Below are 12,354 nucleotides of genomic sequence, written 5' to 3'. Positions count from 1 at the left end.
GCCGTGGACGACTACCTTTTTACCTCTGAATCGGTTGCCGAAGGGCACCCGGATAAGATGGCGGACCAGATCTCTGACGCCATTCTTGATGCCTGCTTACTCAACGATCCCTGGGCCAAAGTGGCCTGTGAATGCCTGGTGAAAACCGGGGCGGTGATTGTGGCCGGGGAAATATCGTCCCAGGCGAGGATCGACATCGAACAGATTGTCCGGGCAACTGTGAAATCAGTCGGCTACGACCACTCGCTGAAAGGCTTTGATGCCGCAACTTGTGCGGTTATCAGCATGCTTGGTCGGCAATCTGACGATATCGCCAGCGGCATTCGTGCCAGCGATCCGGCCTCGCTGGGGGCCGGCGATCAGGGCATGACCTTCGGCTATGCCTGCGATGAAACGCCGCAGCTGATGCCCGCGCCGATCGTGTACGCGCACCGGCTGATGGCCCGGCAGGCTCAGCGACGTAAAACGGGCCAACTGGATGGCCTGCTCCCGGACGCCAAAAGTCAGGTGACGCTGCAATACGGCGACGGGCGGATACACCATGCGGACACCATCGTGGTCTCCACGCAGCATCGCGCCGATTTTCCGCTGGCTATGCTGCGCGAAGCGGTGATGGAAGAGATCGTCAAACCGGTGATCCCGGCGCGCTGGCTGACGCCCGCCACCCGGATACTGATTAATCCCGCCGGGCCGTTTGTTCACGGCGGTCCTGCCGCGGACTGCGGCCTGACCGGGCGCAAAATCATTGTGGATACCTACGGCGGCGCAGCGCACCACGGCGGCGGCGCGTTTTCCGGTAAAGATCCATCGAAAGTCGACCGTTCGGCGGCCTATGCGGCGCGCTATGTGGCGAAAAATATCGTTGCCGCCGGGCTGGCGACGCGCTGTGAAGTCCAGCTGGCCTGGGCCATCGGCCTTTCCCGCCCCGTGTCGGTGGCGATCAATACTTTTGGGACTTCCCGGCTATCGGCGAACCGGCTGACGCAGCTGGTCAGCCAGCATTTTGACCTTAGCGTTTACGGCATTATCCGCGAGCTGGATTTGTTGGCGCCACGCTATCGCCAGACGGCCTGCTACGGCCATTTCGGTCGGGAAGTCTTCCCCTGGGAACGTACGGACCGCGCGCAGCTGCTGCGTGATGATGCCGCCGGTCAACGGTGCACCCCCGTCAGTTCCCCATTGAATGAAAAATAACAGGAGAGAGTTATGTCCGGGCAGAGCTTAGGCTTAATAGAAACCGTTGGCTTAACGGTGGCGGTAGAGGCCGCCGATGCCGCAATAAAATCGGCGAATGTCGAACTGGTCGGATACGAACTGACTAAGGGCGGCGGGCTGGTGACCGTCAAACTCACGGGGGAGGTCGGGGCGATGAATGCTGCCGTTTCAGCCGGGGTTGCCGCCGCCGGTCGGGTAGGCCAGGTCTACGCCTGGAAAGTGATTGCCCGTACCGCCAGCGGCATTGATCGCCTGATTGCCTCCGCACAGACCTGCGGTACGGCAGACGACCCCGCAGAACCCGCCACGTCCCCAGAGCCTCCCGTAGAGGCCATTCCTGCTGCGGCGATCCCGGTGGTGAATCTTGAGCCGGTCACCGAGAGTGTCTCCTGCCTTGATCTTGAGGAGAGCCTGAGCGACGTTTCGGCGCCAGCGCCGGAGGAGCCAGCGTTGACAGAGGAGAAAAAAACGGCGCGGCCGCGTGGGAAAAACACCCGTCGCTAGCCGTCATACTTTGCGTGAGGCCACCTGCGGATGCCATAACCAAAATTGTTAGTGGTCGCTCTCAACTGCGTTATACAGTGCTGCGTATACACAACTCTGACACGGTAACTCTCGACGGATAGGAGAACAGCGATTATCTGATCAAGGCGGTAGATCCGTGCAAGGTATTGCCAGCCAGTTACACTGCGAAGTATATGTTAGTAAAAATATCGATGTATGCTTGCTTGGGCGATACGATGGGTAAGGAAATAGGTAAATCACTTGGTGGGTATCGCTGCATCTCGTTCACCCGCTTCGGAGTTCAAGACATCAGGCTTACCGCGAGCTGAGACTGCTCGACTCTCAGGCATCTCGTGCAATGAAAACCAGAAGCCGGTTGCTTATTCATGGGGAAATACCCTACATCTGTCTCTATTTGTTTCCATCTATCCAGCAGAGGAAGAGGGGGGAATGTATTTTGTTAGTGACTTGTTGGTTTTTATTGTGATGTGTGTGATTTCTGTTATGAGTTAATTGTATTTTATGAAATGCTCTTCTGGCATGCAGTTCAATATATTGTTATGGAGTGGGTTTATATTTATTGTTTTTATAAAAAGGGGCTGACGCCCCTTTTTGTTAACCAAAAATAGTGTCAAAACCACCATTGTCAACTATGGCCTCGACAGATTTTTGGAAGCTCTTGATGTTGTAGACGATGGCTTTTGCAGAAGTGTCTCCTTTTAAATCAATGTCATAATCAAATCTAACACAACCATCATCCTCATCAATCATCGCTTTTGCAAAATAGAATGATGCGTTAATTTTATTAACTAATTTATATTTTTCAAGCTCATCGGTTTCAGTGTTTCCGGTGAATAACGTGTATACCATTAGCCTGTCTTTTGTTTCAGACAGGCGTAATGTTGTTCGAAATCTTTCATGTAATACAACACTAACATCTTCATTTAACGTTGGATTCATGAATGCGTTATCAAAAATTTGGAATAATACGTTTAATGATATGTTATCTTTTGTGAAAAATTGCTGAGACATGTGTTTATCCTGAGTGTTAGTGCTAAGTCATTTATATGATATATTGTTAATTTATCACTATCTATACTTATTATATTTGGTTTTAGCGTGTGTGTTGATGTTTTTTGCCACTTATCTAGTGTTGACAGCATATTTATAGGCGTTAACCATAGCGCAAAAAACATCCCAGAGACATCTATCTGTCCCAGTCTCAACCACACTCAGTGATCAGGTTTTTCCATTCTATACCTTCTATCATAAGCAATGTCATCGTCGTACGTGCTGATGACCGCGCAGACTCTTGTGTCGCTTCTCGCTGTGAGTTCAAGTGATGGATACCGCACACGGGTTAAACTGCTCTACGGATTATTCATCGTGTAGTGTTTTTCTCGACCCTCGTTTCGTTGTCGCGCGACACTTATGCGCCTTTGTTGTCTGTAAACTGATAGATCTGTTCTTTTTTGCGAGAGAGGGATACGAAGGCAGTCAGAAAAACATCGGTGGGGAACACTCCGCCATGCGCTGCAGCCGCTGGCGGAGTGGGAGGCGTCAGGTCAATTAAGGCGTTGGTTGATTTACTGTCGTATCGACGGCTTTTGCGGCAGGCAGATTGCGCACGATACCGTAGCGGTAAATCATTGCGCCGAGGATCCCACCAATGACCGGCGCGATTAACGGCACGAGGAAGTAGGGGATCTCCCTGCCGCCGGTCATCGCCATCGAGCCCCAGCCATTAAGCCAGGTAAACAGTTTGGGGCCGAAATCACGGGCCGGGTTCATGGCGAATCCGGTGAGCGGCGCGGTTGCCGCACCGATAACCGCCACCAGCAGGCCGATCAGCAGCGGCGCCAGCGGCCCTTTCGGCACGCCGTTACCGTCATCGGTCAGGGCCATAATCAAGCCAATCAGCATCGAGGTAATGACGATCTCCACCAGCCCCGCGAGCCACACGCTGATGCTTGCTGCCGGGTAGGTCGAAAAGATGCTGGCCAGATACAGACTCTCCTGGCTGCCGCGCACCATGTGATGCGCTTGCTCGTAATCGGCGAACAAATTGTGGTACAGCACGTAGGTCAGCGCGGCGCCGCAGAACGCCCCGGCCATCTGCGCCAGAATATAGGGCAGCACTTTTTTGGCGTCAAAGCGGGCAAACATCCATAACGCAATGGTCACCGCCGGGTTAAGGTGCGCGCCGGAAGTGCCGGCGGTCAGGTAGACCGCCAGCGCAATGCCCAGCCCCCACACCACGCAAATTTCCCAAAGACCAAAGCTGGCGCCGGCAAGCTTTGCCGCAGACAGCACGCTGGTGCCGAAAAATATAAACAGCCCGGTACCAAGAAATTCGGCAATGCACGGCCCGGTGACGGATTCTCGAGAGTGGCTCATCGTTTTTTTTCCTGTATTAAGCGAGGCGTTCTGCCCCCGCTTAACGATTGGGGGACAAGGGATAAGAGGTTAAAATCATTATTGTTGAGTCAGGTCTAACCGCCGATATGGCAATGAAATCCCAGCGATTCCACGACTTTTTTCAGCTCTGCCATTTTGTCTTCTGAGTGCGAGCCCGCCTCGCCCATCGGATAAATGCGGCCCAGCAGGCTGTATTTATTTTCCCCAAAGGTGTGATAAGGCAGCAGGTGAATGGTATCCACACCAGACATCAGGCGGGCAAATTCAGCGATGTTGCGAATCTCCTCCGGGGTGTCGTTAACGCCGGGGATCACCGGGATACGCACAATGACGTGAGTGATAAAAGAGATGCGAATCAGGTTTTCGAGGATGATGCGGTTATCGACACCCGTGTTGTGTTGATGAATGGCGGGGTTGACGGCTTTAATATCCGTCAGCGCCAGGTCGACCCACGGGAAAACATCCTCGATCACCGCTTTGGTGGTCATGCCGGTGGTCTCCATCGCCGTGTGCCAGCCTTTGGCTTTACAGGCTTTTAAGAGTTCACGGGCAAACACCGGCTGCGCCAGCGGCTCGCCGCCTGACAGCGTGATGCCGCCACCGGAGCGGCGAAATAAGTTCTCTTCTTTCTGCAATTCGCGGACCACCTCACTGACGGTCATGCGTTTGCCTTTCATCTCCAGCGCCTGGGTCGGGCAGACGGCAGTGCATTCGCCGCACTGGATACAGCGCTCGCGGTCGATAAAAAATGGATTCTCCGGGGAAAGCGCGCGCTGCTTGCAGGCATCCACGCATTTTCCACAGCGGATACAATCGCTTTTTTTATAGATAAGCTCCGGCTGCGGGCGCTGCGATTCCGGGTTGCTGCACCACTTGCAGGCCAGCGGACAGCCTTTGAAAAAGGGGATCGTGCGGATGCCGGGGCCATCATGCAGGGAGTAGCGTTGAATGTTGAATAACACGCCTTCGGTATCGTATTCGACTCTGTTCATAACATCACTCGTCAAAAAAGCGACCTCCAGGCAACAGCAAGTCAGCCGCTAAAATCGGGTCTGATACAGGGCCACACGTCGCCGTATGGCCCTGGCAGGTCAGGCAAAATCAGAATTGCTGCTCGGTACGGCTGATGATGTCATCCTGGACTTCTTTTGCCAGTACCACGAACTGCGCGCTATAGCCCGCGACGCGCACCACCAGATCCTGGTGCTGTTGCGGATTTTTCTGCGCTTCCAGCAAGGTGTTGCGGTCGATAACGTTAAACTGGACGTGCATCCCTTTCTTATCGAAGTAGTTACGCACCAGCCCGCCGAAGTTGCGCAGACCTTTTTCTCCCGCCAGCGAAGAAGGCAGGAATTTCTGGTTGTAGAGCGTGCCGTTCGAAGCGATAAAGTGATCCAGTTTGGCTACCGAGTTGGCGGCAGCGGTTGGGCCGAGGGTGTCTTTCCCCTGGCGCGGCGATACGCCATCGGCCAGCGGCTCTTTCGCCAGACGGCCGTCCGGCAGGGCGCTGACGTCCTTACCAAACAGCACGTTCGCCGACACCGGATAGATACCGGCCTGGAAACGCCCGCCGCGTGGGTTGGTGTATTTCTCCACTTCCTGGCAGTAGATCAGCGCGCAGTTGCGGGCGACCAGATCCACCTCGTCGATGTCGTTACCAAAGCACGGCGTATTTTCCAGAATGTGGCGAATCTCTTCGTAACGCGGATTCCCTGCGGATGGCGCAGGGCTGGCGCTGGCGAGCTGGCGATAGACCTCGTTTTTAATCGCCGCCGGATCCAGCGAACCATGCTGGTCGATAATGCGTTTCACCACCTCGTAAACATCCTGCTCGCCCAACGACGATTTCGCCGCTGCGGAATGCGGGGTGCCGCCGACCGGGTAGCCAAAGTTGGCATCCAGCGCCCCCTTCAGTTCCTGAAGCGTCAGGCGACGATCTTCGAAGACCTGTTTCTGGATGGCGTAGACCGAGTCGCCGGTATCGGCGATGCCGAAGGCCTGCGGGCCGGTAAAGTTGTAGATCGCGCCGCCTTCCTGCAGGGATTTTCCGCGCCCGATACAGTCATCCACCAGCGCCGATAAGAACGGCAGCGGGCAACGTTCGCCGTGGGCGATGTCGACGCTGTTGCACGCTTCAACCAGCTGGTGGACAAAGTGCGCCATCTGCTGTTTGAAGGCGGCGTAGAAGTCGTTCATGCCGCTGTACTGGGTCATTTCGCCGGTCATTGGACCGAGCTGCTTGCTGCCGGAACGCCCGTTGTTGAGCGTGATTTCCAGCACCTTCGCCACGTTGAAGAAGGCGGCGTCGTGCCAGCCTTCGGTGCGGTGCGGCGCCTGCGGCTCTACGCACCCGATAATGCAGTAGTCGCGCGCATCGTGCAGGGAGACGCCCCGGTTTTGCAGCGCCGGAATTATCACTTCGTCGTTGTACATGGCCGGGACGCCCAGCCCCAGACGCACCAGTTCGCAGGCGCGGTAGAGGAACTCGTCCGGCGTACCCTGCCAGACGCGAATGGAGAAAGAGGGTTGCGGCAGGCGGACGTGGGCCGTGGCTTCCATACACATGTAGGTTAACGGGTTAGTGGCATCGCGACCGTCTTCCGTCTGACCGCCGACGCACAGGTTCTGGAACACCGCGTAGCCGGCGAAGGCCTGGGCGGAAATTTCGTCGCGTGTTTTGTTGATATCGTTCAGCTTGATCCAGCAGCAGTCCACCAGCTCCTGGGCAAATTCGCTGCTGAGGGCGGTATCCGCCGCCAGGTAGGGATACATGTACTGGTCGAAACGGCCGGGAGAGATCGAGTGACCGCTGGACTCAATCTGCAGCATGCTCTGAATAAACCAGAACGTCTGGCAGGCTTCCCAGAAGGTGGTCGCGCCGTATTCCGGCACGCGAGTACAGTTATTGGCAATCTGTTCCAGCTCGCGCTGACGGGTCGGATCGCGTTCTTCGCGGGCCAGACGGGTAGCTTCCTGAGCGTAGCGGTGCGCGAAGTTGATCGCTGCCTGATAGCTCACAATAACGGCGTGGTAGAACTGCTCTTTCTTGATGTAATCCGGGCTGCTGCGGTCGAGGCGCTCCAGCGCGCGATTGACCTCATCAATGATCCCGCGGAAGCCGATTTTTAGCACCTTGCCATAGTCGACGCTGACGTGTCCGACGCCGCCAAAGAAGTAGTTGCCCACCGTGAAAACGCCGTTGCCCATGCTCTCTTTGGTCCCTTCGGACATATAAGACGCGGCGAGCGAACTGGTGGTTTTACCCGGCCAGTATTTAAACGCCTGGTGCAGTTCATCGGCGGTTTTTTTCTCAATAATAAACGGGTCGGCAACCCGCTTCTCCATGGTGTCGAATTCTTTTTCAACCCAGTCATAAGAGAATTCAGGACATATTTCCGTCGAGCGTGGATTAATTGTGACAGCGCCGACAATTAATTCATCAGGACGAATAGTGACCGGCAGCTCATTAAATATTTTCTCAACCACTTTGGCCCGGCGCATAATAGCTGGCAGCTGTTCGTTTTCTTTATAAGCTTCGGTTGCCAGCACCGCACGTTCAGATTCGACATAAGGTTTAGCATGCAGAATCATATTTTTGAGTCTGACGACACGGTCGGTCGGATGAGTAAAACCTTTTTCTAACATACAGTAACTCCCTAAATGATATATACCTGTTGTCTTTCAACGAGCAGGGGTGTTGGCTGCATCTTGAAAGCCATGTGGTATACGCGTGGTTAATAACCACATCTGAATTTTGTTTACCTGACGGTAGTGCCGGGTACGTGAGTTAATCGATAATCTTGTTGCCGGTTAAATAAACGCTCAGAAAGGACTGTCGTCATCCTCAATAATACGCATGGCTTCATTTACCGCGGCGATTTCGCCAAATAGCGCCAGCGTCGTAATATGTTGCGGACAGCTGCCAAAGATCTCCGATACCGCCACATGTGCACTTTTACTTGCCAGGTCGGCGTAAAAATAGAGGTCCGGTACTGGCAACATCATCAACCCGATGGCGTCAATGCGCAGGCCTTCCAGCCGGTTGCGCGCTTCCGAAGGCATACGCCTTTTGAGCATGGCGAGCGTTTCCGGCGTGGGCGCGTTGATAATGCGTTTTTTCATGATCGAGTCAGCCATCCTGCGTCCGTCAACGAATATTGAGCGCTTCAACCATCACACAGCGGCGGTGCCTGGCGTATGAGCGGGCCGAAGTCAGACCTTCACCGGTGGGGCCGGCGATGGTAAAGGTCGCGTGACCTTCACCGCCGACGCCTAACCCGGCGTAGGACGGGCCGTTTTTGACAAAAATAGTGGTCTGGATCAGTCGCGCCATTTTGGTCAGTTTTTCGACGTTGGTGGAGTGCATCATGGCCGTGTGGCGATGACCATGTTCAACTTTTACCGCCAGGTCGATGGCTTCATCGACGTTTTCAACCCGCACCACCGGCAACACCGGCATCATTAATTCATGCACGACGAAGGGGTGATCGCGCTCGGTTTCCATCAGGATAACTTTGATCTCTTCCGGTACGCTGATGCCGATTTGCTGCAGAATGTAGCGCGCATCTTTCCCGACAAATGCGGTGCTCGGGCCATTGCCTTTTTCATTCAGCACCAGCGTCTGCAGTTGCTGAATATGCTGCTTGTCGCACAGCAGCCAGGCGCCGCTTTTTTTCATGCAGTGAATGAGATAGTCCGCCACCTCATTGACGACAATGACCTCTTTTTCCGCCACGCAGGGTAGGTTGTTGTCGAAGCTGCAGCCGTTGATGATGTCCCGGGCGGCTTTTTCGATATTGGCGGTTTCATCCACCACGACAGGGGGATTGCCTGCACCAGCGCCAATCGCTTTCTTGCCGGATGACATCACGGTTTTCACGATTCCCGGCCCGCCGGTGGCGACCAGCATGTTGATACGCGGATCGCCGATTAAGGCATTGGTGTTGTCAATCGACGGGTTGGCGACCGTTACCACCAGATTGGCGGGCGCGCCGAGGCGAGCCAGTTGCTGATTAATTAACGTGACGCAGTGCAGCGACACCTGACGTGAACGCGGGTGTGGGCTAAATACCACGGCGTTGCCTGCCGCCAGCATCCCGATGGTGTTGTTGATGATGGTTTCGGTCGGATTGGTGGTCGGGGTGATCGAGCCAATCACGCCATAGGCGGAATATTCGGTTAATGTCAGACCGCCGTCGCCGCTGATCGCCGCGGTGGTGAGGTCTTCAATCCCCGGGGTTTTTTGCGCGGCCACGCGGTTTTTCACCAGCTTGTCGGCATAATTTCCCATTCCGGTTTCTGCTACCGCCATGGTAGAGAGAGTATGCAGGATCTCTTCCTGCAGGAAAAACTGGCGAATACCATTAACAAAGCCGGCGCGATCCTGCATTGAGCAGTGGCGATACTGAATGTACGCCTGCTGCGCTGCGGCAATTGCGGCATCCATGGTGGCAAAAACACCGTCTCCTGAGGCACTGTCGACAACGTTGGCAGTTTCGCTACGGCTGGCGAGCACGCTGGCGACAATCGCATCGATGTTGCTGCTTTCGAGCGTCGATGCGGCTGTCGTGGCGCGTGGCTCAGGGTCCGGCGCGGTCGTTTTGGTGTATTTACTCAGCACGCGGGAGACGGCCTGAGTAATATCAAGATCGTTCATGCTGTATCTTCCTTACTTCGCTTCGCTCGTGACTGCCACCGTCAAATGTACGGCGTGGTGGTTGATGTGATGGGGGCCGGGTCGAGCGTGGCCAGCAGTTGTTTTCCGACGTCCCGGGCGGCAATCACCGCCTGGCGTACCGCGCCGGAATCACCGGCAAAGGTGAAGATCACTTCGTTACTGAAGCTGGTGCCGTGCGCCGGACTGGCGTAGCCCACCGGCTCGATAACCGCCGCTTTTGCCGCCGCATCGGCCACCACGATGCCAATCGCCGCCGGTGACGCGCAGGTCATCCCGAAGGATTTGCCTATCGGGGCACCGAAAGCTTTGTTCAGGGCGTTGCTGGCGCGGGCGGTGTACTGGAACTCCAGATGACCGGCCGGGGAGCCATAAACGTCGCCCATGGTGCGCTGAATTTCGCCCAGGGCGACTTCCACCGCGCGGCGTACATCGGAGACATCGGAGGCGCCGAAAACGATCAGGCAGCCATGTCCACCGCCACCCTCGGTATCGCGAGCCAGCTCAATCGACAGAATTTCGCTGTTGGTGGCTTTAATGGCTTCATCCGCCGCAAAGATATGCGGGCCGGCCCCGGTACGGGCGCCAAGAATACCGATTGAGCGATATTTCTTGTCGATGTTCATAACTTCATGTAATTGATGATCGACATTGGCAATAACTAATCCAATGGTATGCCCGAGGGCGGTCCCGACAAATTCGGTTAAACCGCAGCCAATAAAGCTGGCCGCCGTTTTGTTATTTGCGCGATCATCAGTCTGCTGGTGCATTACTTCAGATATAATCTGCTCAACAAGATTATCTCTCATAGTCGGTATCCTCTGGCTTTATTAACTGATCGCTTTCGGCAGGATTTTTTCCACTTCGATATGCGGGCGTGGAATAACGTGTACGGAGACCAGTTCACCCACTTTAGTGGCTGCCGCTGAGCCTGCATCCGTGGCCGCTTTTACTGCTCCGACGTCGCCGCGAACCATTACGGTCACCAGGCCAGAACCAATTTTTTCATAACCAACCAGGGTCACGTTGGCGGATTTCACCATGGTATCTGCGGCTTCAATTGCGGATACCAGACCTTTTGTTTCAACCATACCTAATGCTTCTTGTTGCATAACGACCTCAATATTTCCAGGTGAGAGTAAAAGTAAGTCATGAAATAACCGCAGCGGTTGAGTTCATCGACTTAATAAATTCATGCACTACGATGTTATTGCGCGATGGACAAAATGTTTTGCCCGTCAGAGAGACTTTCTTGTTTTCCGCTTTTCGGCTGGACAATAAAATCCTCCCCGAATGACAAGGACGGAAAACGCTCAGGCGGCGCCTTCCAGCTGCGGGGCGAGCGCCGCCGCATCTTGCGCAATCATCTGCTCTTCATTGGTGGGGATCACCGCGACAACCGGCGACTCCGGGCGCGAAATGATCCCCTGCCGGCCGCCGAACATTTGCACATTGCTGTCCGGGTCGAGCTGCACCCCAAAGATCGCCAGCCGCTTGGCGGTCAGCTCGCGCACCAGCGCTGAGTTTTCCCCGATACCGCCGGTAAAGATCAGGGCGTCGAAGCGATGCAGGGAGGCAAGATGGGCGCCAAGATGGCGGGCAAGACGGTGAACCATGACATCAATCGCCAGGGTTGCCCGGGGATCGCCGTGGCTGCGGGCCTCCTGTAACGTGCGGCAATCGCTGGAAAGACCCGAGAGGCCAAACAGTCCGGCTTCGTTATTGACCATGTTGTACAGCGATTCGATTGTCTGTCCGGTGCAGCGGGCGATATAGGCCGCGGCGCCTAAATCCAGGTCGCCGCAGCGGGTTCCCATCACCAGGCCCTCGAGCGGCGTCATGCCCATCGAGGTATCCACGCTGTGGCCGTTTTTGACCGCGCAGACCGACGAGCCATTGCCGAGATGGGCGATCAGAATGCCGTGGTCAGTGGGATCCAGTCCCAGGCGCTCGACGGCTTCGGCGGCGATAAAGCGGTGAGACGTGCCATGAAAGCCGTAGCGCCTGACCTGCAGCTGCTGTAAATAGGTCAACGGAATGGCGTAGGTGTAGGCTTCCGGCGGCAGCGTCTGATGAAAGGCGGTATCAAATACCGCAACCTGCGGCAGTTCGGGGAGCAGCGCCATCGCCGCCTCAATCCCTATCAGGTTGGCTGGATTGTGCAGCGGTGCCAGCGCCGATAGTTCGCGGATCCGCTCGATGACCGTCGGCGTCAGGCGCACCGAGTGCTTGAAATCACTCCCGCCGTGTGCCACCCGATGGCCGATGGCGCCCACATCCGGCAGCAGCGCCAGCGCGTCGAGCCGGACGAACAGCGCTTGCAGCGCGCAGTTATGGCTGGCGCCCTGAAGCGCCTCGCTGGTTTTATTTCCCGCCGCATCTTTAAAGGTGATGCTGGCGTCCTGTAGACCGAGCTTCTCCGCGATCCCGGAGAGCACCGGGGTGTGCTGGTTGCGCGGAATAACGGAAAACTTAAGGGACGATGACCCACAGTTGATAACCAGAACCAGTGACGCTGACGACATAAAGACCCCTGCTGTAGC

Annotated in this window: 11 protein-coding genes; 2 read left to right on the top strand and 9 right to left on the bottom strand. The window is 55.6% G+C overall.

Going from position 1 to position 12,354, the window contains the following annotated elements; genetic code table 11:
* Positions 1-3 precede the first annotated feature (3 nt).
* Positions 4-1,194 (top strand): methionine adenosyltransferase, encoded by a 1,191-nt coding sequence (metK, locus tag EDF82_RS06850; RefSeq protein WP_222618221.1) that lies wholly within the window; start codon positions 4-6, stop codon positions 1,192-1,194.
* Between the two features lie 12 nt (positions 1,195-1,206).
* Entirely contained in the window at positions 1,207-1,719 is a 513-nt protein-coding gene (locus tag EDF82_RS06845; protein WP_123754804.1) for a BMC domain-containing protein, read from the top strand.
* Positions 1,720-2,334: 615 nt separating this feature from the next.
* Here the strand turns inward: EDF82_RS06845 and EDF82_RS06840 are convergent.
* From EDF82_RS06840 to tdcD, 9 genes are all read right to left on the bottom strand, one after another.
* Positions 2,335-2,751, bottom strand: coding sequence for a YbjN domain-containing protein (locus EDF82_RS06840; protein WP_123754803.1), 417 nt, complete (start codon positions 2,749-2,751; stop codon positions 2,335-2,337).
* A 537-nt stretch (positions 2,752-3,288) separates the two neighbouring features.
* A complete protein-coding gene (locus EDF82_RS06835; RefSeq protein ID WP_123754802.1) occupies positions 3,289-4,116 on the bottom strand; it encodes an MIP/aquaporin family protein in 828 nt (275 codons plus the stop codon).
* A 95-nt stretch (positions 4,117-4,211) separates the two neighbouring features.
* Positions 4,212-5,129 carry a glycyl-radical enzyme activating protein gene (locus EDF82_RS06830; protein ID WP_123754801.1) on the bottom strand — a complete coding sequence of 306 codons (918 nt, stop codon included), beginning with the start codon at positions 5,127-5,129 and terminating at the stop codon, positions 4,212-4,214.
* A gap of 109 nt (positions 5,130-5,238) precedes the next feature.
* A complete protein-coding gene (gene grpM / locus EDF82_RS06825; protein ID WP_123754800.1) occupies positions 5,239-7,782 on the bottom strand; it encodes a glycyl radical diol dehydratase GrpM in 2,544 nt (847 codons plus the stop codon).
* Between the two features lie 177 nt (positions 7,783-7,959).
* Positions 7,960-8,259 (bottom strand): hypothetical protein, encoded by a 300-nt coding sequence (locus tag EDF82_RS06820; RefSeq protein WP_123754799.1) that lies wholly within the window; start codon positions 8,257-8,259, stop codon positions 7,960-7,962.
* A 25-nt stretch (positions 8,260-8,284) separates the two neighbouring features.
* Positions 8,285-9,793 (bottom strand): aldehyde dehydrogenase family protein, encoded by a 1,509-nt coding sequence (locus EDF82_RS06815; RefSeq protein ID WP_123754798.1) that lies wholly within the window; start codon positions 9,791-9,793, stop codon positions 8,285-8,287.
* A gap of 41 nt (positions 9,794-9,834) precedes the next feature.
* Entirely contained in the window at positions 9,835-10,620 is a 786-nt protein-coding gene (gene pduB / locus EDF82_RS06810; protein ID WP_123754797.1) for a propanediol utilization microcompartment protein PduB, read from the bottom strand.
* A 21-nt stretch (positions 10,621-10,641) separates the two neighbouring features.
* The gene (gene grpH, locus EDF82_RS06805; protein WP_123754796.1) at positions 10,642-10,923 is read right to left on the bottom strand and encodes a propanediol utilization system shell hexameric protein GrpH; all 282 of its coding nucleotides are present in this window, start codon (positions 10,921-10,923) and stop codon (positions 10,642-10,644) included.
* Positions 10,924-11,124: 201 nt separating this feature from the next.
* Positions 11,125-12,336, bottom strand: a complete 1,212-nt coding sequence (tdcD, locus tag EDF82_RS06800) for a propionate kinase (protein WP_123754795.1) — start codon at positions 12,334-12,336, stop codon at positions 11,125-11,127.
* Between the last annotated feature and the right edge of the window lie 18 nt (positions 12,337-12,354).

Origin of the sequence: Klebsiella sp. BIGb0399 (genome assembly GCF_003752615.1) — a bacterium.
GTDB classification, from domain to species: Bacteria; Pseudomonadota; Gammaproteobacteria; order Enterobacterales; family Enterobacteriaceae; genus Klebsiella; species Klebsiella lignicola.
The sequence above is the reverse complement of the archived record's forward strand: the minus strand, read 5'-3'. Positions and strand labels throughout refer to the sequence as shown.

Coding starts and splice junctions, on each gene's coding strand:
- EDF82_RS06835 (WP_123754802.1), bottom strand. CDS start 4,116: ATGAGCCACTCTCGAGAATCCGTCACCGGGCCGTGCATTGCCGAATTT.
- grpH (WP_123754796.1), bottom strand. CDS start 10,923: ATGCAACAAGAAGCATTAGGTATGGTTGAAACAAAAGGTCTGGTATCC.
- EDF82_RS06815 (WP_123754798.1), bottom strand. CDS start 9,793: ATGAACGATCTTGATATTACTCAGGCCGTCTCCCGCGTGCTGAGTAAA.
- EDF82_RS06830 (WP_123754801.1), bottom strand. CDS start 5,129: ATGAACAGAGTCGAATACGATACCGAAGGCGTGTTATTCAACATTCAA.
- grpM (WP_123754800.1), bottom strand. CDS start 7,782: ATGTTAGAAAAAGGTTTTACTCATCCGACCGACCGTGTCGTCAGACTC.
- EDF82_RS06840 (WP_123754803.1), bottom strand. CDS start 2,751: ATGTCTCAGCAATTTTTCACAAAAGATAACATATCATTAAACGTATTA.
- EDF82_RS06820 (WP_123754799.1), bottom strand. CDS start 8,259: ATGAAAAAACGCATTATCAACGCGCCCACGCCGGAAACGCTCGCCATG.
- pduB (WP_123754797.1), bottom strand. CDS start 10,620: ATGAGAGATAATCTTGTTGAGCAGATTATATCTGAAGTAATGCACCAG.
- EDF82_RS06845 (WP_123754804.1), top strand. CDS start 1,207: ATGTCCGGGCAGAGCTTAGGCTTAATAGAAACCGTTGGCTTAACGGTG.
- tdcD (WP_123754795.1), bottom strand. CDS start 12,336: ATGTCGTCAGCGTCACTGGTTCTGGTTATCAACTGTGGGTCATCGTCC.